The sequence below is a fragment of the Bradyrhizobium murdochi genome, from assembly GCF_000472965.1.
GTDB lineage: Bacteria > Pseudomonadota > Alphaproteobacteria > Rhizobiales > Xanthobacteraceae > Bradyrhizobium > Bradyrhizobium murdochi.
Window position 1 is genome coordinate 38378 of the sequence record NZ_AXAU01000014.1, and the last position, 21763, is coordinate 60140.

At 61.9% G+C, this 21763-nt stretch carries 19 protein-coding genes, 1 pseudogene and 1 riboswitch; of the genes and pseudogenes, 6 read left to right on the forward strand and 14 right to left on the reverse strand.

Going from position 1 to position 21763, the window contains the following annotated elements:
• Positions 1 to 211 precede the first annotated feature (211 nt).
• Positions 212 to 1210 carry a beta family protein gene (locus YUO_RS44980; RefSeq protein WP_083754695.1) on the forward strand — a complete coding sequence of 333 codons (999 nt, stop codon included), beginning with the start codon at positions 212 to 214 and terminating at the stop codon, positions 1208 to 1210.
• Here YUO_RS44980 and YUO_RS46435 read toward each other — a convergent pair.
• The 3 genes from YUO_RS46435 to YUO_RS43915 form a co-directional block, all read right to left on the reverse strand.
• On the reverse strand, positions 1106 to 1768 hold the full coding sequence (locus YUO_RS46435) for a sce7726 family protein (protein ID WP_051379612.1): 663 nt from the start codon (positions 1766 to 1768) through the stop codon (positions 1106 to 1108). The two genes, YUO_RS44980 and YUO_RS46435, sit on opposite strands and share 105 nt — an antisense overlap.
• 32 nt (positions 1769 to 1800) lie before the next feature.
• Positions 1801 to 2301: a hypothetical protein gene (locus YUO_RS41540; RefSeq protein WP_235782812.1), complete on the reverse strand. Its 501-nt coding sequence runs from the start codon at positions 2299 to 2301 to the stop codon at positions 1801 to 1803.
• A gap of 426 nt (positions 2302 to 2727) precedes the next feature.
• Positions 2728 to 3075, reverse strand: a complete 348-nt coding sequence (locus YUO_RS43915) for a hypothetical protein (RefSeq protein WP_028349615.1) — start codon at positions 3073 to 3075, stop codon at positions 2728 to 2730.
• Between the two features lie 106 nt (positions 3076 to 3181).
• On the opposite strand from YUO_RS43915, the gene YUO_RS43920 reads away from it, so the two are divergent.
• Positions 3182 to 3469 (forward strand): site-specific integrase, encoded by a 288-nt coding sequence (locus YUO_RS43920; RefSeq protein ID WP_028349616.1) that lies wholly within the window; start codon positions 3182 to 3184, stop codon positions 3467 to 3469.
• 96 nt (positions 3470 to 3565) lie between these two features.
• Positions 3566 to 3967: an NAD(P)-dependent oxidoreductase gene (locus tag YUO_RS41550; protein ID WP_430649560.1), complete on the forward strand. Its 402-nt coding sequence runs from the start codon at positions 3566 to 3568 to the stop codon at positions 3965 to 3967.
• 497 nt (positions 3968 to 4464) lie between these two features.
• Here YUO_RS41550 and YUO_RS0124295 read toward each other — a convergent pair whose 3' ends face one another.
• Both YUO_RS0124295 and YUO_RS44990 read right to left on the reverse strand, forming a co-directional pair.
• Positions 4465 to 5604 carry an MFS transporter gene (locus tag YUO_RS0124295; protein WP_028349618.1) on the reverse strand — a complete coding sequence of 380 codons (1140 nt, stop codon included), beginning with the start codon at positions 5602 to 5604 and terminating at the stop codon, positions 4465 to 4467.
• A gap of 696 nt (positions 5605 to 6300) precedes the next feature.
• A pseudogene (locus YUO_RS44990) lies at positions 6301 to 6529 on the reverse strand (metallophosphoesterase family protein); the annotation flags it as partial.
• Positions 6530 to 6902: 373 nt separating this feature from the next.
• Here YUO_RS44990 and YUO_RS47880 point away from each other — a divergent pair.
• Positions 6903 to 7589, forward strand: coding sequence for a hypothetical protein (locus YUO_RS47880; protein WP_235782813.1), 687 nt, complete (start codon positions 6903 to 6905; stop codon positions 7587 to 7589).
• A 27-nt stretch (positions 7590 to 7616) separates the two neighbouring features.
• Here YUO_RS47880 and YUO_RS0124310 read toward each other — a convergent pair whose 3' ends face one another.
• The 5 genes from YUO_RS0124310 to YUO_RS0124330 are packed head-to-tail and all read right to left on the reverse strand — an operon-like array spanning position 7617 to position 14131.
• Positions 7617 to 8369, reverse strand: a complete 753-nt coding sequence (locus YUO_RS0124310) for an ABC transporter ATP-binding protein (RefSeq protein ID WP_028349619.1) — start codon at positions 8367 to 8369, stop codon at positions 7617 to 7619.
• A complete protein-coding gene (locus tag YUO_RS0124315; RefSeq protein ID WP_028349620.1) occupies positions 8363 to 9430 on the reverse strand; it encodes a FecCD family ABC transporter permease in 1068 nt (355 codons plus the stop codon). Before YUO_RS0124315 ends, YUO_RS0124310 begins: the two co-directional genes overlap by 7 nt.
• Complete coding sequence (locus tag YUO_RS0124320) at positions 9427 to 10599, reverse strand: ABC transporter substrate-binding protein (protein WP_028349621.1); 1173 nt, start codon at positions 10597 to 10599, stop codon at positions 9427 to 9429. Before YUO_RS0124320 ends, YUO_RS0124315 begins: the two co-directional genes overlap by 4 nt.
• Positions 10596 to 11825: an MFS transporter gene (locus YUO_RS0124325; RefSeq protein WP_028349622.1), complete on the reverse strand. Its 1230-nt coding sequence runs from the start codon at positions 11823 to 11825 to the stop codon at positions 10596 to 10598. Before YUO_RS0124325 ends, YUO_RS0124320 begins: the two co-directional genes overlap by 4 nt.
• A 26-nt stretch (positions 11826 to 11851) precedes the next feature.
• Complete coding sequence (locus tag YUO_RS0124330) at positions 11852 to 14131, reverse strand: TonB-dependent receptor (protein WP_051379613.1); 2280 nt, start codon at positions 14129 to 14131, stop codon at positions 11852 to 11854.
• A gap of 435 nt (positions 14132 to 14566) precedes the next feature.
• On the opposite strand from YUO_RS0124330, the gene YUO_RS46445 reads away from it, so the two are divergent.
• Positions 14567 to 14722, forward strand: coding sequence for a hypothetical protein (locus YUO_RS46445; RefSeq protein ID WP_156908747.1), 156 nt, complete (start codon positions 14567 to 14569; stop codon positions 14720 to 14722).
• Between the two features lie 345 nt (positions 14723 to 15067).
• On the opposite strand, the gene YUO_RS0124340 is transcribed toward YUO_RS46445, so the two are convergent.
• Both YUO_RS0124340 and YUO_RS47265 read right to left on the reverse strand, forming a co-directional pair.
• The gene (locus YUO_RS0124340; RefSeq protein ID WP_028349625.1) at positions 15068 to 16531 is read right to left on the reverse strand and encodes a PepSY domain-containing protein; all 1464 of its coding nucleotides are present in this window, start codon (positions 16529 to 16531) and stop codon (positions 15068 to 15070) included.
• A gap of 12 nt (positions 16532 to 16543) precedes the next feature.
• A complete protein-coding gene (locus tag YUO_RS47265) occupies positions 16544 to 18907 on the reverse strand; it encodes a TonB-dependent receptor (protein WP_028349626.1) in 2364 nt (787 codons plus the stop codon).
• A gap of 116 nt (positions 18908 to 19023) precedes the next feature.
• Positions 19024 to 19224, reverse strand: a riboswitch (cobalamin riboswitch).
• Positions 19225 to 19344: 120 nt separating this feature from the next.
• On the opposite strand from YUO_RS47265, the gene YUO_RS0124350 reads away from it, so the two are divergent.
• The gene (locus YUO_RS0124350; RefSeq protein WP_028349627.1) at positions 19345 to 19917 is read left to right on the forward strand and encodes a histidine phosphatase family protein; all 573 of its coding nucleotides are present in this window, start codon (positions 19345 to 19347) and stop codon (positions 19915 to 19917) included.
• Between the two features lie 10 nt (positions 19918 to 19927).
• Here YUO_RS0124350 and cobT read toward each other — a convergent pair whose 3' ends face one another.
• Both cobT and cobF read right to left on the reverse strand, forming a co-directional pair.
• The gene (gene cobT / locus YUO_RS0124355; protein ID WP_028349628.1) at positions 19928 to 20980 is read right to left on the reverse strand and encodes a nicotinate-nucleotide--dimethylbenzimidazole phosphoribosyltransferase; all 1053 of its coding nucleotides are present in this window, start codon (positions 20978 to 20980) and stop codon (positions 19928 to 19930) included.
• A gap of 27 nt (positions 20981 to 21007) precedes the next feature.
• Positions 21008 to 21757 (reverse strand): precorrin-6A synthase (deacetylating), encoded by a 750-nt coding sequence (gene cobF / locus YUO_RS0124360; protein WP_028349629.1) that lies wholly within the window; start codon positions 21755 to 21757, stop codon positions 21008 to 21010.
• Between the last annotated feature and the right edge of the window lie 6 nt (positions 21758 to 21763).

The window sequence follows — 21763 nt, forward strand, 5'->3', positions numbered from 1 at the left end:
GGTACCCCTAAGCTCGCCAATAGCTAGGGCACGAATGGCTAAGACTTTTCGCAATGCGACCACGGCACTCACTCTTGCTGCGATGAGAGTCCACCCGGATATCGGCGCAGCTATGCCGCCGGGCGCGCGTGGGCTCAAAACTGGCGCCACTTGCGCGTGTAAATCAATTCTGCACAACTTTTGTTTTATTTGTCTTTGATCCGAGTTCGTAATGCCCTTCATTTATCGCCCTATGCTCAAAACGAAAACGGGTGAAGCAGCTGCCCTCCTCCAGCTGGCAGCGCCCCAACGAGACAGGATCGAACCTGTCTTCCATGTCGGGGAAAAGCCGCCATTAAACTTTGTTGCCCGCATGGCGGCCGCGTGGTCAAGCCGACGATGCTTCTTGGACGGAGCATTCAACTTCAATGTCAGCGGAGGCCCGCAAAGCTTCAGCAACATGCTCCGAGCCCTTGGCACGGCCGGCGTGCAGGTAATCCCCGTCATCGAGCTCGCTGCCACGGCGGCCTACAATCAGGCTGCACGCTCCCACATCGGCCGCGCCGGCCCGGGCGCAATGCTGAAATGTACGCCAAGCCAGCTTTCCGGAGCAGCAGCCTTCGCACAGCAGCAACTGCAGCTCGCGCCTTCCGACGTCGATCTCTTGGTCGACGCGGGCCACCTCGCCGAGTTCGATCCCACATCTTTCGCGGGCTACCTTGGCAGCATCTTGCAAGCGAACGCTCTGGGCACGCCCTGGAGATCAGTCACGCTAGCGAGTTCGTCAGCTCCGAAAGATTTCGGCCAGCTCGGACCGGGTCTGACCGTTGTGCCGCGAATAGACTGGCTGACCTGGCGCCAGCTGCCGCAAGGCAATCGACCTATCGACTATGCCGACTTCGGGATCTCGCATCGAGACCTCACCGAACCGCCGGGTATGGCTATGGCTGCAGCAACAATGAGCGTGCGCTACACGATCGACGATAACTGGATCATGATCAAAGGAAAGCGCACCACGGGGGCATCAGGCATTCCAATGGGCGACCAGTACCCGGCACATGCGCGAACGCTGGTGCGAAGGCCTGAGTTCGGTGGATTGCCTGGTTGTTGGAGCGATCAGAGGATATCAACGATCGCAAGCAGTCCCAGCGTGAGCGCTGGCGGAAGGCCTCAATGGGTCGAGATCAACGCCAATCGCCATTTCGCTTTTATCGTTGACCGACTTCCTTGACCAGTTGGTCCGAGCCTTCAGCGCCTCGCGAACCTCCAGCCTGATCACGTCGAGGGGTAGCTCCGCGGCCAAACGTCGGCACAGCTTGTCGACGGGCGCGCTGCGGTACCCCTTCGCGAGATCGCGGCGCTCCAGCATCGCGAGGGCCTCTTGGCGCCAGAGCAGCCGCGCGACTTGCAGAGGATCAACAGCGGGATTTTCGAAAGCCGGCCGTGTCTGCCGCAGGAACACCTCGTGTTCCCTGGGAGAAGTGGCGACGAGCGTTCCCCACCAGGACGGCACGAGCTTCGCTGCCTTCTCCGCGTGGTGCTCGGCGACCACCAGGGTCACGCGATCGAAAACCTGGCTGTAGAGCGTCTGCTGAGCCGGCAGCCGCGCGAGCGTGTCGCGAGCGCTTTTTATCTCGTAGCCGGAAAGCTCGCCGTTGATCACTGCAATGTCAACTCGGACGGAGCCAGCCCAAATGCCCATCTCCTCGACGATGCGTGTTCGCGCATCGTCGCGGTGTTGCTCATCAAGATCCCGCCGCAGGGCCTTTCGGACGTCGAAATCTCTCATCTACGGTTCCAATCGCGTCCTAGCGGCCTGCATTAGCGCACACAGGACGAGTCTACAACACAGCGGTTAACGGACAGCGGTTCCACATTCCGATAGTCGCGTTGTCGAGGCAAAGCGCGGACCGAAGCCCCGCGCCGACTGCCGTTCACCAGTTCGGCCATCAGGCGGGCTGCGCTGTACTGATTTTTTTCGATCGCGTCCGCCAGCGTCGCCAAGAAGACTTGATGCCAGTCCTCGTCATCAGACAGCTGCCACGCCTTCAGGCTGGCGACATAGCGGCTCAGAGCGATGACGCCCGCGATCGTGGTTGGCTTTGGATGGATGAGCACGTTTGCGTGCTCCGCGAGAGCCAACCTCTTTTCCTCGCTGGTTTCGTCCGCGGCATCAAATTCTAGACCCGAGTCTAATTTTGCGGATATCGAGACCGCGGCATCGTGTTCCGCGGAAAGCTCGCGGTTGCGAGCGATCACGCCAAAAAATCGGATCCGGTTCGGCCGCAGCGACACCTGCGAAGCCGGCAGGCAGAGCTGCAAGGCCTGCGAGCGTCGTTCGACGAGATAGCCGAAGGATGGCAGAAGAGCGGTGAGGGATGTTTGGCCAAGTTGGTCACGCGTTGGGCGCCGGGGGCGTACTTTCGCTGGTCACGATGCAGTGCTCCATTGTTGGTCCTGTCAGCACCCGCCCCTCGAAATCCTAAGGCCAGCGCCGCCTACCTGCTGTGGCGCCGGCCGTTTGCGAGGGTGAACCTCGTCTTACCTCAAGCCGATCGAGCAGAAAGACGGCGGATGATCGCAATCTGCGCTCATTATCGCCACGGTTGCTCGGCGGCTCAGGAAACTGAGACAGAGGCCCCCCCAAAATCCCGGGGCGAGCGTAACACCTAACTCACGAAGAATCGCATCCTTAGACGGCTCAGCGGCTGACTGAGATCGATCGTCTGCATTGGGCGGCCTCGTTTCTCACCCAAGCGCCTTTTGGCGCGCTTTGCTTCGGTCCTCCGGCGTCCAGACAGCCGCGGTCTCCACAAGCGCGATAAGGCTCGCGTGTCGACCAATGTTGCGCCCCTCGAGAGGCCGCAGCGTTAGCCGTCCTTTATCAGCCAAGCGATACACCGACGGAATGGAAATGCCGCCGCAGAGCATCACACGTGGACCATTCCCGAGATCGAGCACCCGCCCGGCACCAAGGCGTTCCTCGCCATGGTGCTGTTCCTGCTGCTCGGCCAGCGCATCAGCGACGTCTCGAAATTCGGGCGCCAGCATGTGCGCCGGCCGGAGCATGTCATGCCGAAACTGCGCCAGATCCATCCCGGGCGCTGGCTTGCATTCCGGCAGCACAAGAACCGCAACTCCTCGCCGGTCGACCTCGTGATTCCCATCCTGCCCCAGCTCGGGGCGTCGAAAGGAGGCCGGCGTGCTCGGCACCATGACCTTCCTCGAAACGGCCCACGGCAAGCCGCACACGGAGAAGGGACTCGGCAACTGGTTTGGGGATATGTGCCGGGACGCCGGCGTGCCCGGACGCGCCCACGGCCTCCGCAAGGCTGGCGCGACGCTAGCTGCGCAGAACGGCGCCACGCCACACCAGACACTGGCGCAGGCCAAGCTCTACACCAAGCCCTTGCAGCAGCAGCTGATGGCCGGCGGCGCCATGAACCTCCTGACCTTCACGCCAGGCGGGCACAGCACCGACGAAGGGTGAGCAACAAACCGCTTGGAATTCAATGGAAGCGGTTTGTTGCTCACCCCTAGATAAGGCTCAGAAATATCTCAAAATTGAGCGCCCTGCCGGAGGCTGATCGTCCCACCCGATGCACGGCCAGAAACCCTGCGCGAGTGGGCCAAGGACGCCGACGGCATCATCGTGCGCGCCAAGCTGCCCGATGACATCGTCGATCATGCGCCGCGCCTGAAGGGCATGGTGCGCCACGGCGTCGGTCTCGACTTCATCCCGGTCGCTGCCGCCACCGCGCGCGGCATCGCGGTGGCCAATCTGCCCGGAAGCAACACCAACGCGGTGGCCGAATATGTGATGTCGGCGTTGATGCATCTGCGCCGGCCGCTCTGCCGTCTGGACAGAAGCTTACGGAGCGAAGGCTGGAACGCCGCGCGCCCGGCGGCTGATAGCCTGACCGAATTGAGTGGATCGGTGCTCGGCATTCTCGGAGTCGGAACAATCGGCCGCCGCATCGCGAATTGAGCTAACATCCGATCGCCGTTGGTGGCGGCAAGTGCAACCTTGGCCTTTGAAGGCCGCTGAGTGGTTCCGACGAGCTCGCCTGCTCATTCTCTCTCCTGGTTTCGCGGCGCACACCCTGCCCGCTGTCAGGCAGAAACTCCACCTATCGCCTCGTTCAGATTCGCGAGGCTGGCTCTTTTCAACAAATCGCGTTCGAAGTACGGAGCCGCGGAGGTCTGGCTCATCGATTGACTGTCGCAGATCCTTTCTCGCATACGAGGGACGGGGTCTCGCCTGGTTTTGTCGAGAGTAACTTGCGCCATACGCCGTTAAGCGGCTTGCCGTGTTGGGCGCGCGGACCCTCATCAGCTCACTTGCGTGGGCTCTCTCATCTGGAGAATTGCCTGAAGATAGATTGATGCATGTAGAACGGCCGCGAAATCACCGGCGATGAGAGGCGCAAGAGCCCACTCGCACCATCTTGCCGAGTTGCTCGTGTGCGAACCATCGCCTCCTCCTCACGGTGTTTCCATCGTCACGCTGCGCGCCGACAGCGTGACTAGACACATAAGTGCCGCCAATATCGCAAATGCGCTCGGCAATCCAGCGAGCTTGGCGAGGAAGCCAATGCCAGCGGGTCCAAGGAGGACGCCAGCATAGCCAGCCGTGTTGATCGCACCAATCGCAAGGCTGGCGGGCATCGCTTTCTGCGTGCCAGCCCGGCGGAACAGGACCGGCACCAGGTTCGACGCCCCGAGGCCGATGAGCAGCAAGCCCGCCACGGCGAAGGCTGCGCTCACGGCGGTCAGCAGGACCGCGAAACCCGCGACCGCCAGTAGACTGCCAAACACCAGTGTGGCGCGGTCGCCGACGCGCGCCACGACGGCATCGCCACGGAGACGCCCGACCGCCATGGCAATAGAGAACAACATGTAGCCGAGACCACCCTGCGCTTCCGGGACGAGACCTCTGCCCACGAGCAGCAAAGCACTCCAATCGAGCATCGCGCCTTCCACGAGACAAGTGATTGCCGCAAGGATTGCGAGCAGCAGCACCGTGTTGTGTGGCATGACCAACAAGGGCACCTGCTGGGCCTGCGCGGTTCGGAGCAATCGCGGGCAGGCCAGCAGCATAGCTATCGCCATGACGGCCGAGCAGATCAAAGTTGATGCTAAGGTGCCAGCGCCGACCGAGAGCAAAGCGGTCATCCCCCCAGACCCGGCAATGCCGCCAATGCTGAATTGTGCATGAAAGCCGGACATCAGCGGCCGCTTCGCTGCACGTTCCACTTCGACCGCATGGATATTCACGGCCAGATCGAAAGAGCCCAGCAAGGCGCCGAAGGCAAACAGCGCAGCCCCAAGCGCCAGAGGTGTACCGGCAAGCGCGAGGCACGGCAGGATGAGCGCAAGGCCGAACCCGCCAATCAGGATGATCGGCCTACTGCCGTAGCGCGCGCTCAACACACCGGTCACGATCATCGCGACGACGGAGCCGACTCCGAGGCAGAGCAGAAAAAAGCCGAGGACTCCCTCATCGACCGCCATCCGGTCTTTCGCGAACGGCACCAGCGGCGCCCAGCCCGCGATGCCAAAGCCGGCGACGAAAAATGCAAGGCGCGTCGCGAGCCGGGCGGCCGGGCGATCCACGGACATCATCGGGGAAAGCCGGAGGAAGATTTGCGCGAGCGCAGCGCGCAGGTGCGTTGCACTTCACGCAAACTATGAACATCGCAACGCCTGATGGCGCGTTGCCGCAAAGAGCGCGATCGGGTCGCCTTTACTGCCATTTCAAACTCTGTCTGCCGTGATCAATCTGTAATGTAGAACCGCTGGGAAATTTAAGTCGACCTACCAAAACTGAGAGGAACAATAGTTAGTGCCATTGTCAGTCAACGTCCACAGATTGGCGAGTACACCCAAGTACGAAGCGACTGGAGATTTCCGATTTCCAAGCGGCATCCCCGCTTCTTTCGCGGCGCCATAATCGATGCCAGCTTCTGAGAGCCGGGTCACTTTGGCTGTCGCTGATCTTTCTTGATCTCTCGGTGCACACGATAGGCCACCATCTCGTCTTCCCCCGCGCCAACCGGCAGCGCCGAGCTCGACGAAGGCTCCGTCTGGGAAGCGATGCCGACCTTGGCGCCCCGGCTCTGCACAGAGGCGGCGAACAGTCGCAACCCACTTCGCCAGGTATTCTGCTTTCAGTTCGCCAAGCTCATCGCCCCGGGTCGCGATCCTTGACATCGACGGCGAATGGACCAGCGTACGCAAGAAAACCCCAGCAGGCCGACGGTCCTTCGACGGAAATGATGGCGTTCGAGCCGCTGGTGGACAAGCTCAACGCATTCGGCACGATCGCTCTCCGAGCTGTACCGCCTGAGTGTCAGGATAATGTTTCGCCCAGTCGGCGGTATCGATGTTTCCTCTAATCGCAGTGACAGGCGCAATCCCATGGAGTCTGACAAGAACATCCGCACGACCGATATCGCCGGCGTGAATGATATGCCACCCCGGCAAACCCTTGCTCAGCCTCGGGCCGCAGGAGCCCGTGGGTATCCGAGACGATTCCAATCCGCAGCACTGCAGCATCGATCGATGCGCGCCGAACGGCATGTCCGACTAACTCGATCCCACATACTACGCCCCACTTCTGAGAGCCGGGTCACTTTTGCTGCCGCTGGATCTTTCTTGATCTCTCGGTGCACACGTCGTGCACACGCCGCCCTCTAACTGATTGAAAAACTTGAACTCTCGCTCCAATCCATCATAGGCGCCACGGAAAAGCGATACTCTTGATATTTCAATAAGTTGCCCTATCTTTTCAATGGACTAGATCAGGAACGTGTGCGCTCGGTGTGCACTCCAAACTAGCCAAAATTGCACACGTTTGTACCGCATTTGATCTCCCGGTGCACACGTAGCGCACACGAAATCGAGACGGAGTGCACACGCAAATGCCGACATACACGAAGCTGAAGTCGGGAAGCTGGCGCGTCCAGGTCAGGAGGAAACGCCAGTACGTCGCGAATACGTTCGTGCGGCGACGTGACGCCGAAGAGTGGGCAATCGAAGCGGAACGCTCAATCGATCGGGGAATCCCAATCCGACGCTCCAAATCACACGAGCAACCGCGCGTCTTTTCTGATTTGATCGCGATGCACCTCGATGATCTTGCTCAGGTTGGTAAGCCCATTCGACGATCGAAATCCATGGTGCTCAAGGCGCTCAAGGTTTCCCTCGGGCGGGTCAGGCTTCAAGACATGACCCGCGAGAAATTGATTGAGTTCGGCAGAAAGCGAGCGGCACAAGGAGCTGGGCCGGCGACCCTCGCGATTGATTTCTCTTTCATTCGAACCATCCTCACGCACGCTGCGGCGATCCACGGAATCGAGATTTCTGTGGAGAGTGTTCAGTTGGCCCGAGCTGCACTAAAGCACCTCGATCTCGTGGGAAAATCAAACGAGCGCGATCGCCGTCCCACGCAGGACGAACTGGATCGACTGATTGAATATGCTGAAGGCAATCCCTTACAATCGTTGCCCAATACCGCCAATTCCGAGCGAGATTCCCTGGCGCTCGCCGTAATGCCAATGAACACGTTAAGGAGGGCCTGCCGCAGTAGGAATGAACCGGACTTATGAGGCCGGCTAGCCCCTGACGCGTGGGACTCAGATCGCGTCGTCGACGATCAAATGTGGCTTCCCCTGCGAGCAGGATTCCACACGTGCCCTAATGCGAAAGGTTGCGGCAAGGTTCTCCGGCGTCAGGACGTCAGCCGCCGTGCCGAAATCGTGCAACGTTCCATCAAAGAGGATAGCGACCTTGTCGGCGAATTTCAGTGCCAGGTCGAGATGGTGCAGCGCGATCAGCACGAGCATGCCGTCATCATGCGCAAGGCTGCGCACCTGCCGCATAGCTTCCAGCTGGCGGTGCATGTCCAGCGCGCTGGTCGGCTCGTCCAGCAACAGCACCTGCGGTTCGCGCACCAGACATTGCGCAAGCCCGACGAGCTGGCGCTGTCCACCGCTCAGCTCGGAAAGGATTTCATTGGCAAGATCGCCCATGTCGAGCGCTGCCAGTGCCTGGTCCACCGCCGCCAGATCAGATTTTTCCAAACGCCAGCCGCTGACCTGCTTGCGCGCCAGAAGGACGGATTCGAATACAGTCAGCACGGCGCTCGCGGTCTGGTCCTGCGGCATATATGCGATGGCGCGATCCTTGTCGCGCACACCTTCCAACCGGCACTCGCCGGGACCTGGAAGAATGGCTGCCAGGCGCCGGAACAGGGTCGACTTGCCCGCGGCATTCGGACCAATGACGGCCACCACCTCGCCGCCATGACAGGGCGGAAGCGTCACGTCCCGCAGGACCTCGCGTGATCCGAAGCGGGCGCCAAGGCGATGGGTGCTCAGCACTACCATATGTCTCTTCCGCTCTTCAGGATCAGATAGAGGAAGACCGGCAGCCCGATTGCCGAGGTGACGATGCCGATCGGCAGAACCGCTCCGGGCACCACGATCTTGGCGAGGATGGAGCTCAACGACATGATCAGCGCGCCGGTCAGTGCGCTGGCGGGCAGCAGGAAGCGCTGGTCTTCGCCGACCATCATGCGGGCGATGTGCGGTCCAACGAGACCGATAAAGCCGATCGTGCCGACAAACGCGACGGGAATCGCCGACAAAAGTGAAACAAGAATCAGGGTTTCGAGCCGCAGGCGCCGCACGGGAACTCCGAAGCTCGCCGCGCGCGCCTCGCCAAGGCGCAAGGCCGTCAACTGCCAGCGGCGGCGCAGAAAGACCGGCAACGTGACCGCCACGACGAGCGCGGTGATGGCGAGCTTTGGCCATGTCGCCTTGGTGAGGCTACCCATGGTCCAGAAGACGATGGCCGCGACCGCCTGCTCGGCGGCGAAATACTGGGTGACAGCGAGCGCCGTATTGAAACTGAAGACCAGCGCGATGCCTAAAAGCACGATCATCTGGATCGAGGCGCCGCGCCGAAGGCTGGCCAAATGGATCAGGAAGGCGGTTGCCATCGCCACGACGAAAGCATTGGCCGCGACGATGTAGTCGCCTACCATCGGCAGGAGCGCGACGCCGAAGGCAAGCGCGAGCGCCGCGCCAAAACTTGCACCGGCGGAAATGCCCAGCGTGAACGGGCTCGCCAGTGGATTGTTCAGGATGGTCTGCATCTGGGCGCCACCGATCGCAAGCGCCACGCCGACCACGACACCCATCAGTGCCGAGGGCATGCGGATCGACCAGACAATGACGCGCATCTGCGCATCCGCCTCTGCCGGCAGGATGAGCGTACGCACGACTTCTCCAAGCCCGTAGCGGGCCGGTCCAGTCGCGAGGTCGCCGACCAATGCGATGCAACCCGCGACCACCAGCACAAAGAGGACGATCCACCGTCTGACGCTGAGCGCCTGATAGGCGTCGCGTCCGGCCAATGTCAGTGCTTGGGTATGGCGATCTGTCATGAAGGGCTATCGGAAAGGCTGATGCTGTAGCCCGGCTGGTACTCGATGGGCAGGAAGCGGCGATGATATTCGGCAAAGGTTGAGTTGGGATCCAGATCGGCAAACAGGTCGGGGTGGAACCACTTCGCCAATTGCTGGACGGCAAAGAATTCGTACGGGCTGTTGTAGAACTGGTGCCAGATGCCGTGAAAATTCCGCGCCTTCTTTGCCGCGATGCCGGTATAGGCGTCGCGTGTCGTGAACCATTCGAGCTTCTTGCGGGTCACCTTGGAATCCGCCCCTGGGCCGAGCGGAATCCAGCGGCCTCCGGGGACATAGGCTTGCCAGTCGGCGCTGGTGACCACCACATGCGCGGGGTCGGCAACGATGACCTGTTCGGCGCTGATCTGCCCGAAGGTCGAAGGAATGATATCGCTTCCGATGTTATGGCCGCCAGCAAGTTCGACATATTTGCCGAAATTCTCGGCGCCGAAAGACAGGCAGCAATCCTGCGAGTAGCCACCGATCCGCTCGACGAACACCTTCGGGCGTTTCGGTTGCTTGGCGGCGAGGACGTCGGCAACCGCCGCCATGGCCTGGCGGCGGAACGCGATGATCTCCTCCGCCCGGGCCTCGCGCCCCATGATCCTGCCCAGAAGCCGAATGGTCGGCTCGGTGTTCTCGAGGGGACGATGGCGAAAATCGACATAGACAACCGGTATGTTCAGCGCCGCGAGCTTCTCGATGTAGTTGGCGTCCTTGTTGGCCTGCATGGCCTCAAGATTGAGCAGCACCACATCGGGCTTCTGGATGATCGCCGATTCGATATCGATCAGGCTGTCCTCCTGCCCCCTGAAGGAAGGGAGCTTTGCCAATTCGGGAAACGCCTTGAGATACTGCGCGTAGGTGGCCGGATCGGCCGCGATCAGATCGGTGCGCCAGGCAACTACGTGGGCCAGAGGGTTCTTGGGTTCCAGCGATGCGATGAGGTAGAGCTGCCGGCCTTCGCCCAGAAGCATGCGCTTGACGGGCGCGTTGATCGTCACCTGGCGGCCCGCGAGATCAGTGAGCGTAAGCGGCGCTTGTGTCTCAGTCGGTTTCGGATCGGCGGCACATGCCGCCGGCGGGAGCGAAGCGATCAGAGCCATCGCCGTCACCGCGGCATGCAGTAGCGATCGGCGTTTCGTCATGATCGGCTTCCTTCTTGAGTGAAGTGTCTCATTCCTAGCCATATACCGAGAGCCGACAACAATGACACGGCGTAGAGCGTGGCGACCAGCGGGAAAGCGGCTTGGAGACCCAAGCGCTGGGTGGCCACGACGCCGGCAATGATGCCGCTCGCGGACGCGGCGTGCTGACAAGCTTGCGCAAGGCCGAGAACCGACCCCTGCCGGTCGTTGGCCACGGTTGCCGAAATAAGCGTAAGAAGAACCGGCGTCGTTCCGCCGAGCAGCGCGCCCCAGATAAAATACAGAAAGGCGAATACGGCCACCGAACTCGTGCTTCCCGCCAGACTCGTGACGAGAACGCATGCGGCCGAAATCAGCACGCTGCCACCCAGCACATGAAATGGTGTTCGATTCTCGAAGCGCCGCGCCCATAAGGGCGCGGCCACGACGAAGCCGCACGCCAGCAGGCCGTAAGTGAGGCCAGCGACCCAGTGCGGGGCGCCAAATATTTGGGTCATGTACAATGAGAAAGGGACCTGCAGGACCATGCGACTGGCCAGCAGCATCCCCATCAACCCAAGTACAGCCGCGATCGGAACACCTGTCGTCGCCGCAGGTTTTGCGGTACCCGCGTTTCCGGGGGCGGCGGCCAGGGTTGCTGGCGTTGGTACAGGGAGGCTCAACCAGGCAACGGCTGCGCACAGCGCGCAAATGCCACCGGCGGTCAGATTGATTGCAGCAAAAGGAAAGCGATCGAGAATGAGCCCGCCCAGGAAAGCGCCGCCCAGCGAGCCCACATTGGTGGCAACCTGGAGCCAGGCGAAGAGGCTTGCGCGATCCTTCCCGCCGGTGATCTGCACGCCATAGGCCTGGGCTGGCGCGATATAGCCGGCGCAGGCGCCTTGCAGGAAACGTAGCGCCACGATCGTCCAGACATCCTGCGCGAAGGCAACAAGCAGTTGCGTGACCGCCAGGCCGCCGAGCGCCCGAACCATCATCAGCCGGTTGCCGTAGCGATCGCCCATTCGCCCCCAAAAGGCGCTGCTCAGCGACACGCCAATCATCGGGGTAACGTAGACGCCGACACCTGCTATCCCAAAGACCCCGTCGGAAGGGCTCAACGCCTTGATCTGGAGCGGCCAGAAGGGGCCGCTCATTTCCATGGCGCCCATGGAAATGAACTGCAGACCGAACAGCAGGATAAAAACGGGTCCGAAGCCACGAAGCACATCGGAAGCACTTGTCATTTCGCTTCCGCTACAGGATGCAGCCACTACATGTCCACAGTCATCGACAGCAGATAGGTGCGCGGCGCTCCCAGGAAGAACGTTCCGAACGAGGCGACGCTGGACCAGTAGCTCTCACCGGTCACGTTCTGGATGTTGGCGCGGAAGACCGTCTTCTTCCCATGGATCGCCGTCGTGTAGCGGGCGCCGAGATCGAGCCGTGTCCAGTCCGGGATCGGCTGCTTGTTCGCGGCATCGACGAACTGCCGGCCCGTGTGGATGACGGCTCCATTCAGAGTGAGCCCGCTCACCCACGGCAGATCCCACTCGGCGCCAATATTGGCCTGCACGTTCGGAACGCCGATCGGCGTATTGCCGACGTTTGCCGGAATGGCTGTCTTAGTCAGGGTGCCATCCAGCAGCGAAACGCCACCGAGGACACGAACATCGGGCCTGAGCTCGCCGAAGACATTGAGCTCGAGCCCACGTACCTGCGTTTCGGCCGTTGCCGAGAAGCGTCCCGCCAGCAGCTCGCCGCTCGGCTTCGAGATCTCGAAGGCGCTGAAGGTGGTCGCGATCCGGCCGAAGTCCACCTTGACGCCGGCCTCGTATTGCCTGGCGATGTAGGGCGCGAGTATCTCGCCTTGATTGGAGGCATTTTGCGGCGCTATGTCGCCCTTGCTCAGACCTTCGACGTAGTTCGCATACAGGGAGACGTTGTCCCAGGGACGGACGACGAGGCCGACTACGGGAGTTGTCGCGCTCTTGTCGTAGGAGTTCAGGAGCGTTCCGAGATTGGAGACATAGTTGTTCGCCTCGACGCCCTGGCGCCGGACACCCAGCGTCAACAGGACGCGCTCATCGAGCACGGACATGGTATCGGCAATCGAGAGCCCCGTGAGCTGGCTGTCCGAGAACCGGGGGCGATCGCTGATTTCGTTCGCAAACTGAGTTGGCGCCACTGTCGGACTATAGATGTTTGACGTGACCGGGCTGCCATTGGTCAGCCGGCGGTGCAGCACGTCGTGATAGACCGACGCTTGGAAGGTGACGGCATGGCGAACGAACCCGGCATCGAAGCGGGCGCGGACGCCGGCATCATAGGTTTGCCGATCGATGCTGAGCCCGAAGAATTGCGGCGTCGATGTGGTGTTGCCGTTCACATTGGTGATCGTCGGAAGGCCGAAGAATCGCTCGACATTGGTGTGCGATCCGCCGACATCGGCGAACAGCGTCACCTGATCGGTTACATCATATTCGTTGCGCCACAGGGCGGATTGATCGTTGATGCGCGACCATTCCCAGGGCTGCATCACGTTCAGCCGGCCGTCCGGCGCCTTTGGCACCGGCAGGCCCGCAGTCATGAGGAACGGGCGTGACGGCGCGGTGAACCGATCGGTCTGCGCGAGGAAATAAAGCCAGGACCGGTACCGTTCGCCCTGATAGTCGAGGGCGAGCGCCCCGACGCCCGTGGTTTCAGACTGGCGGTCGATCGGCGTGTCGCCGCCGCGCAGGCTGCCGCTGGCGCGCACGCCCCATTCCCTGCCCTCGCCGTAGCGCCTCGCGACGTCCCAGTGACCGCCGAAGCGCGCGGCCGAACCGTAACTCGCGGTGAGACGGGTCAGATCTTCGCCCGCACGTTTGGGCACCACATTGATGACGCCGCCGACGCCGCCATTTGGCGCGATGCCCGAGAGCGCGGCCGAGGGCCCCTTGAGCACCTCGAGGCGCTCGACGTAGTCGGTGAAGATGCGGTAGCTCGGCGCGATGCCGTACATGCCCTCGAAGGCGAACTCGCCATTGTTGCCTTCGTTGACCGGGAAGCCGCGAATGTAGAAGGAATCGACCACGCCGCCCGTCGGGTGAGAACTGCGCACGGAAGGATCCAGGATCAAGGCATCCGCAACTGTCGCCGCCTGCTGATCCTGGATGAACTTGTCCGTGTAGCTCGTCACGTTGAACGGCGACTTCATAGTGTTGGTGTTTCCGAGCATCCCCAGCCGCGCGCCTTGGGCGACCTGGTCGCCTGCAAAGGCGGGGACGACACCCGGCTGCGACGGCTGCGCCTGCACCGCGATAGTTTCGGCTGGCGGGGTGCTTGGCGTCGTGGTGCGCCGCGCAGTCGATCGGACCTGGGCAGCATTGCGCTTGGTCGGTGCGCGGCGCACCGACTGTTGCGTCGGAGCATCGACGGTCACGGGTGGAAGAGAGCTACCCCCTTGCGGAGCTTGGGATTGAGCGGGCGATTCGAACCACGCGAGCAACGCCACTCCACCCAGCAGTGTCGCACCGAAGCGACCTACCGTCCCAACCCCACCACGTCCCATTTCCAGAAAGTCCCCCCATCAAAAGTACGTTGCCCAACGTGAAATGGTTCTACGCTCGGCCTGCAATGACCAAGGATCGAAGATCCGCTCCCCGCGTCCGATCGACACTTATGGCCTGGGAATCAGCGCCCCCGCAGATTCGTACTCCGCGTTGGTTGCCTGTGCCTTATCGGCAAACTCCGATCACTAGCGATCTGCACCGGCCTCTTTAGAGAGGCGCTATGGAGGCCGCAACGCAAATGCGTGCGCTACGACTTAGAATGCTTCAATCATTGACGGCTCGAGTCAGCTGACACCGAGTTTGGAGAGATTCCAAAAGTGCTTTGGAACATTTCAAATCAGCGCTGTTGAAATTTGGCAAGAACGATAGACGAGAGCGCTCTCGCCAGCGGCCATGCTTTTCCTGGACGCGGAAGAGCTCCAGGTGACCGGAGCGTGATCCGCGTCTTTGTCACCACCGCCATCAACGAAGCACGACTTTCCTCCGGCATCGCAAACGAGACCGGCACGCGCTTCTTTCGATTTGAGATCAAGGCTGATGCGTTTGCAGATATTCCAAGCGTTGACAGTGCTCGTTCTCCACGGCCATAGAACAAAACGGACTGGTACAAAGGCCTGGATCACCGTCGCTCGTGACATTCAGAGAGAGAGAGAGAGAGAGAGAGAGAGAGAGAGAGAGAGAGAGAGAGAGAGAGAGAGAGAGAGAACCGGCAACAGTTGTTCGACGGAGGCATTCGAGGTCGCCCACAATGAGATGACATTCTGCTCGGTGCTATGGGCTTAACGAGCGTGCGCCTTCCCAGGAGCACCGAAATGCGGCCGCGCCGGAGAGATCCGCGCTCAATATCGACGGTTCGAGGGGTGCTGGCAGCAAAGAAGCCCGCGTGTCGCGGCGAATTCTAGAGTTGCTGAGTGTTCTCAACGAAACGAAGAAGATCAGACCTTTCGAGCATCTTTACGGACCACCTTCCCAAGCACCGAGTAGCTCACGCGGCGCCAGCCAATAACTATGCCAGTTATTGCGAACAGCAGTCCACACGCGCAGAGGCCGACTATCAAAGCGCTCCGGACCCGAGGATGAATCACAAGGATTGGAAAATCCAGCGTGTGTAATGCGCTGTAAAGCCAGCGATACGCGCGGCGCGACGAGTCCAATCTTTGCAAGATGTTCCCGCTCGCGCCATCGATGTCATACCACACGTCGCCGCATACCGAACGGTAGACAGGCGCGCCTGGCATCGTGGATGACGCCATGTAGCTGTCGTCTGCCGCAAGGATTGCGGGAAAGCCGCAACCAGATGCCAAGCGGTCGGTCAACGCTTGGACCTCGCGCAAGTTCAGGAACCCTGATCGATGATCCGCCCCCGGATCCCCCGTTCGAAATAGCGTTTGCCTCTCGAGACCGATCCGGTCGCGTCGATAGCGATCCCCATTGAAGGCGAACCATTCGATCTCTCGGGCAGACGGTGATATTGACTCCCAGTCTGTAGACGGCAGCCTGTTCCAGGCTGGTAGGGACGCGGCGGCGTTAGCCTCAGCGTCGGTCAATTGCCCGCGCGAGAACAACCGCCCGTGATCCATGGATAGCCAGCCGCTGAAGATCCACGTCAGGACGAAAACGGTCGCTGTTAAGCCAATGACGTGATGCAGCGCATGCCAGCCATGATAGGGGGAAACGGCAGTCCCCCGCTGAATCCTGATCCGCGCGCTCCCGAGCACAGCGCCGAGCACCGCTGCGATCAAGGCAAGCAGAGACAGCGTCCACACCACACGATCCCAGAGCGACCAATTGCTTCGGAGCATCGTGGGATAGATCCAGTGCAGCACGCTGCCCGCAAGATTCCACCACCTCTCGCTGCGTGTCGTGTCCAATACGATCTCGCCAGTGACCGAGGACACATAGACTGCTGTATCGGCCGCATCGTTGAGCGCCACGCGAAACAAAGGACGGTGGCGATCGAAGCCGTTCGGCACGCTCCATTGATCATAATCTGCGAGCTCAACGACTGACGCGCGCGAGATATCCATGCCGCGCCGCCTTGCGTGATCCCTTGCCGTAGCGAGGGCGATGTCGGGAGATTTCACCGCGGCATCCGTCGCATCTGACGCACGGATCGCCCGCAATTGCGCCGGCCCCGAAACCACGTATACCGGCCCGTCGGTCCGCTGGATCAGCCTAACGCGCGCGGCGTCCTCGATTCCGCTTGCCCTGATGGCTGTCGGCGGATCGATGGTCACACCAGCGCTGTCCACGGGGGCAAGTCCGGCGAAGCGTTCCGCTTCCGTGAGCGACGGAAACGGAACGAAGTGCATGATGATGCCGGTCGCAAACCACATTGCGAACAGGAGGCAGAACGCGACCCCGAGCCATCGGTGCAGCAGGACCAGTCCGCCCATCATGCGGCAATCACCTCACCATTTGAAGGCGGCTGAGATTTCATAGGTGCGCGGGGCTCCCAGCAGGATCTGGTCGGGATAGAACGGATCGCCCCAGATCGCGTAGCGCTTATCGGTCACATTCCGCACCCGGAACGTCAGCCGCGTTTGCTCGACGACATTGAAGACGGATTTGGGGATGTCGACGAAGGCATGGAAATCGGCCACCGTGTAGGCGTTCATCGTCACGGTGTTGGCATCGGTGTTGTGTCGATCGCCGACATGACGGCCGATCACCCCAAGCTCGACCGGCCAGGGCGTGAAGAACCGGTATGACGCGCCGGCGTTCGCGACGACGCGCGGCACGTTCGGCGGCGTATTCCCGGAAAACGAGCCACCTGCAAAATTGTAGTCGGCATAGCGCGCGTCGACATAGGCGATGTTGCCCCACACCCGCCAGCCTTCCGTCAGGTGCACGGAGGCTGCGAGCTCCACGCCCTTCGATTCCTGCCGTCCGACGACGTTGAGCTGCATGCCGCCCGCCGCCGCATAGACATTCTTGCGCAGGATATCGAAGGCTGAGAACGACCACTCCGCCCGGTTGTCCCAGAACAGATGCTTCACCCCGGTCTCATAGGTGCGCGACGTCGTCAGGTGGAGCGGCTGGAGCGGCCCGAGCAGGAAAATGTTATTGGCCGAGACGTCTGCACCCGTCGCGTATTGGCTGAAGAACGTCAGGCCGGGAATGACCTCCCAGGTGTAGCCGACGCGGCCCGTCATCGGCATCCAGGATTTCGAGAAAGGAAAGCCCGCCTTCACCACGCCGCTCGCGTCGGTCGAATTCCGATTGAGCCCGATATGCTCCATGCGCAGGCCACCGACCAGAGCAAATGTCCGTGTGATCTTAAGGCGATCCTCGAACGACAGGGACTCGTTGTCGATTCGAGCGGTCTGTCGCTGCGTCGTCAGCAGGCCATAGTAACCGCGCGCGGGATCGACCAGCGTGACCAGGTCGTGGGGGAAGTTGGCGGCACCCGGGCGGACGAAATCGAGGCTGCTCGCTGCAACCGTCGTCACGAGGCGGTTATCCATACCGACGAAGTTGGTATCCCAGGTCAGGTCGGTGATATTGCCTGCGAGCTTCTGGCGATGCGCCACGTAGAAGCGCTCGCGATCGACCAGGTTCGAATTGGCGTTGAACGCCTCAACTTCGTTGTTGAGCCACTCGCGCTCGGCGCCGTAGCCATAGGCCTGACTCTTCAGGGTCAGACCGGGTGCGAGCCTGAGCTCGAAGCCGCCGCGAAGCCACACCTCCTTCGCGACGTTACGATTGTCGAGAACGTTGTAGTTGGTGTTGAAAGTGCGGTCGTCGATCGTGACGGGCCCCAGGTTCGATCCGTTGTAGTTCGAGACGTAGCTCCCGGAGACGATGCCGGCTGTGGCATGGGATCCGCTGAAGGCGACCGGGACGAGCGGCACACCCCAATATGCCTTCGAGCGGTCCTCCTTGTATTCGATGGCGCCCCAGACTCTGAGATTGTCGGATATGCGATAATTCAGTTGGCCCGAAACGTCGAGCGTCTTCGTGTTGGTGTCGTCGGCAAAGCCGTTGAGCGAGGAGCGGCTCATGTCGAACCGGTAGTCCAAGCCCTGGATGTTGGTGCTGCCGCCGGAGCCGTAGTAGCTGCGGAACGAATTCAGCGAGTCATAGGAAAAGTACGCCTCGTTCCGGATCGGCCCGGTGTGCGGCTGCTTGGTCACGAAATTGACCGCACCGCCGGCGGCACCCTCGCCCGACAACAGTGAGGCTGGCCCCTTTAGAAACTCCACCGCCTCTAGATTGGCCGTATCCATGATGCGCGACGTCATGTTCTGCGGACCGATCTTGATGCCGTTGTAGAGCACATTGATCTGGCTGTTGGTGAAGCCGCGCATCGAGAAGGCCGAGGGCTCGGCCGGATTGTCACCGGACGTCACACCGACCGCGCCTTGCGCGACGTCCGACACCGTCCGATAGCCTTGCTCACGGATCGTCTCGGCCGAAATCACCTCGACGGTTGCCGGAATCTCGCGCACCGTCAGGCCAAGACGCGAGGCGCCCTCGGCAACAGCGTTCGTGTTCAGCGGCGTCTGCGTTGCTTGCTCACCAGGCTTCGGTGCTGTCGCGGTGGGCGTGGCTCTGCTTGCCGCCGTATGGCGCGCGCCGCGTTCGTCGCGGCCGGCCGGCCTTGCCGGTCTGCGCTTCTGATTGGCACCCGGAGAAATCTCGATGGGTGGCAATTGCTCACGGGAGTTCGCCTGTTGCGCCCAGGCTGCGGAGATGTCGAGGGAAGCAACATAAGAGAGAACGCCGGATGCGAGCAAGAATCTGCCCGACCGGGCGGCACGAAGAGACGACATGGTTGAGACCTCGGTATGACGACAGTGGCACGTCACAGCGACCCAGGGTCTCAACCTCCAGCTTGCTAAGCCTCGGGTGAAGCCGAATGTCTGTACTCCCCGACCGACATCTTCGCGTGTGACCACGGCTGACGGCAGGTCTCCTGGCTTGCGGGTCGTTACCTTGCGTCGCCTTCCCGGGACCGAGATGCCCAGTGGCTCGTGACGCAAGATTCTCCGCTCACAGTTGCGGGGGCAGCTACGGCATTGAGGAAACGTCCTCGCACCGCATTCCCTTTTCATCCCCGTAAGGGGAAACCGTCGCGCGCATCTAGGATTAAGACGAGCGTGGAGTCAATGTGCACTCTCGGTATCCCTGTCGCAGCGATCTCTACATTGACAATTGCTCACCGGAGCGTGCTATCGCGTTACTGCTCTGACGTAGGTGGAGACGTTGAATGGAAGGGGACACCTTCCTCTGGCTGGTCCGGCATGCGATTGTTAATGGCGTCGCAGGGACGATCCATGCCTCGGACGCCCCCGCGGATCTCAACGACCGGACGCAACTTGAAGCGCTGCGACGGCAACTGCCGCAGGACGCCAGAAGCTACGCAAGCCCGTCGCGACGGACCGTCGACACGGCGCGTGCGCTGGGGCGTGACCCGATTCTGGTGCCCGAATTCCGCGAGCAGGATTTTGGCGACTGGACCGGGCAGCGCCACGACGATCTCGCCGCTGCCGGCGGCGAAAGCTATGCAAAGTTTTGGAGCGATCCGGCTCGCTCCCGGCCGCCGGGCGGCGAAAGCTTTGAGGATCAGATTGTCAGGGTTCGGCAGGGCCTCGATCAGATCGAGACCGGACCGGCAAGCCTCGTCGTCCATTCCGGCACCATCCGCGCTGCGCTGTGCATCGCACTTGACCTCACCCCGCAGGCTGCCCTCCGCTTCGTCATCAACCCGCTTTCCCTCACTCGCATCGATCGGCTGTCGAATGGCTGGCGAGTGCTGTCGGTCAATCAGTGCGTTGCTTGAAGCGCCCTCATCATGCCGGCCGATCCGGCACGTTGGCTTGCGCAAAGGTCGCCATGCCGTTGTGCAGGGCGCATGCGAGCCGCACCAGCGGCAGTGCGATCGCGGCACCCGATCCCTCGCCGAGCCTCAGGTCCAGGCTGACCAGAGGATGGACGTTGAGCGCGCGAAGAACCAGGCGATGTCCCTGCTCCGCCGATTGATGCGAGGGCAAGAGATATGGCTGACACGACGGATTGAGACGCACCGCCGCGAGCGCCGCAGCTGACACGATGAAGCCGTCGATCAGGACAGGAATGCGCCGCTGCGCCGCTGCGATGATCGCACCGCAGACAGCGGCGATCTCGAGACCTCCAACTGCACACAGGATCTTTTCGGCAGAAGCCCCGGCAAGCTTGTGCAGGGCCAGCGCAGCATCAACCAGCCGCGCCTTGCGGGCCCGGCCGGCGGTATCGACACCGGTTCCGCTGCCTGCGATCTCCTCGGCGCTCACGCCGAGCAGGGCCGATGCGATTGCTGCCGAGGTCGTGGTGTTGCCGATTCCCATTTCTCCTAAGATGAGTAGATCAGGATGCCCGGCCTCCGCGCGCAGCACCGCGCGCCAGCCGCATTCAAAAGCGAATGCCAGCTCGCTCGGGTCAAGCGCCGCCTCCACGCTGAAATCGCGGCTGCCGCAGCGCGGCTTGTCGGTGACGACCCCCGCCAGCGGCGCTTCCGCCAACGTGCCGGCGTCGACGACTTCGAGACCCGAACCCAATTCGCGTGCCAAGACCGATATCGCAGCGCCGCCCGCGGCGAAATTCGACAGCATCGCGATCGTCACCTCCTGCGGATAGGCCGACACGCCCTGCGCGACGATGCCGTGATCGCCGGCAAAGACGACGATCGGCACGCGGTCAGCGCGAGGTTGCTCCGTCTGCTGGAGGCCAGCGAGTTCGACCGCAATCTGCTCGAGCCGGCCGAGCGCACCCGTCGGCTTTGTCAGTTGCCCCTGCCGCGCAAGCGCCGCCTCGCGATGGGCGGCCGAGACATCAGGGCATTTCTGGGAGACCCACTCGGGGAGCATGTTGTTCTGCCTCTGCATGCGGCCGCCTCACGGCCTGCGCTTGAGAATGTAGCTGTCCATGATCCAGCCATGCCGTTCGCGCGCCTCTTGCCGCGTCGCGACGATGCGAGGACCAGCCTCGGCAAGCTCACCGGACATGATGATCTGATCGGACATGCCGAGATAGGCGCCCCACCAGATATGCAGGCCTTTCGGCTCCAGCGATTGAAAGGCGGTGCCGCCATCAAGCATCACGACCACGGTGTCGGTGCCGTCAGGCCAGCCGCCTTCGCGCAACCGCCGCCCCGTCGTAACGAGAAAGGGCTCGCCGATGCCGTTGAGCGGCAGCGCATGCGCCGCGCACAGCGCCTGGATCGACGTGATGCCCGGGATCACCTCGATCGCCGGCAAGGGGTCCAGCCTTCGCGCGATGCGCAGGCTGGAATCGTAGAGCGACGGGTCGCCCCAGATCAGCAGGGCCACGCGGCCGTCGCTGCCAAGGTGGCTCGCGATCTCCTGTGACCAAGTTGCAGCGACAGCGTCGTGCCAATCGTCAACGCCCCGGCGGTAATCCGCCTCGCCGGCATTGCGCACGGGCAGATCGAATTCCGCGATACGCGTCTTGTCGCTCGTGAGCACATCAGCGCAAATCGCCTGCCGCAGTTCGGCGAGATCGGACTTCGCCGCGCCCTTGTGCGGGATGAGGACGAGATCGGCAGCGTTGATCGCGCGGATCGCTGCGAGCGTGAGCTGCTCGGGATCGCCGCAGCCGATGCCTATCAGGGAGAGCGTCAGCATAACCTG

Excerpts from the sequence above, each read along its gene's own strand:
- YUO_RS0124330 (WP_051379613.1), bottom strand. The coding sequence starts at position 14,131 with ATGGGACGTGGTGGGGTTGGGACGGTAGGTCGCTTCGGTGCGACACTG.
- YUO_RS44980 (WP_083754695.1), top strand. The coding sequence starts at position 212 with ATGCCCTTCATTTATCGCCCTATGCTCAAAACGAAAACGGGTGAAGCA.
- YUO_RS47265 (WP_028349626.1), bottom strand. The coding sequence starts at position 18,907 with ATGTCGTCTCTTCGTGCCGCCCGGTCGGGCAGATTCTTGCTCGCATCC.
- cobF (WP_028349629.1), bottom strand. The coding sequence starts at position 21,757 with ATGCTGACGCTCTCCCTGATAGGCATCGGCTGCGGCGATCCCGAGCAG.
- YUO_RS0124340 (WP_028349625.1), bottom strand. The coding sequence starts at position 16,531 with ATGATGGGCGGACTGGTCCTGCTGCACCGATGGCTCGGGGTCGCGTTC.
- cobT (WP_028349628.1), bottom strand. The coding sequence starts at position 20,980 with ATGCTCCCCGAGTGGGTCTCCCAGAAATGCCCTGATGTCTCGGCCGCC.
- YUO_RS47880 (WP_235782813.1), top strand. The coding sequence starts at position 6,903 with ATGCCGACATACACGAAGCTGAAGTCGGGAAGCTGGCGCGTCCAGGTC.
- YUO_RS46435 (WP_051379612.1), bottom strand. The coding sequence starts at position 1,768 with ATGAGAGATTTCGACGTCCGAAAGGCCCTGCGGCGGGATCTTGATGAG.
- YUO_RS0124315 (WP_028349620.1), bottom strand. The coding sequence starts at position 9,430 with ATGACAGATCGCCATACCCAAGCACTGACATTGGCCGGACGCGACGCC.
- YUO_RS0124310 (WP_028349619.1), bottom strand. The coding sequence starts at position 8,369 with ATGGTAGTGCTGAGCACCCATCGCCTTGGCGCCCGCTTCGGATCACGC.
- YUO_RS0124295 (WP_028349618.1), bottom strand. The coding sequence starts at position 5,604 with ATGATGTCCGTGGATCGCCCGGCCGCCCGGCTCGCGACGCGCCTTGCA.
- YUO_RS0124320 (WP_028349621.1), bottom strand. The coding sequence starts at position 10,599 with ATGACGAAACGCCGATCGCTACTGCATGCCGCGGTGACGGCGATGGCT.
- YUO_RS0124325 (WP_028349622.1), bottom strand. The coding sequence starts at position 11,825 with ATGACAAGTGCTTCCGATGTGCTTCGTGGCTTCGGACCCGTTTTTATC.
- YUO_RS43915 (WP_028349615.1), bottom strand. The coding sequence starts at position 3,075 with ATGGATCTGGCGCAGTTTCGGCATGACATGCTCCGGCCGGCGCACATG.
- YUO_RS0124350 (WP_028349627.1), top strand. The coding sequence starts at position 19,345 with ATGGAAGGGGACACCTTCCTCTGGCTGGTCCGGCATGCGATTGTTAAT.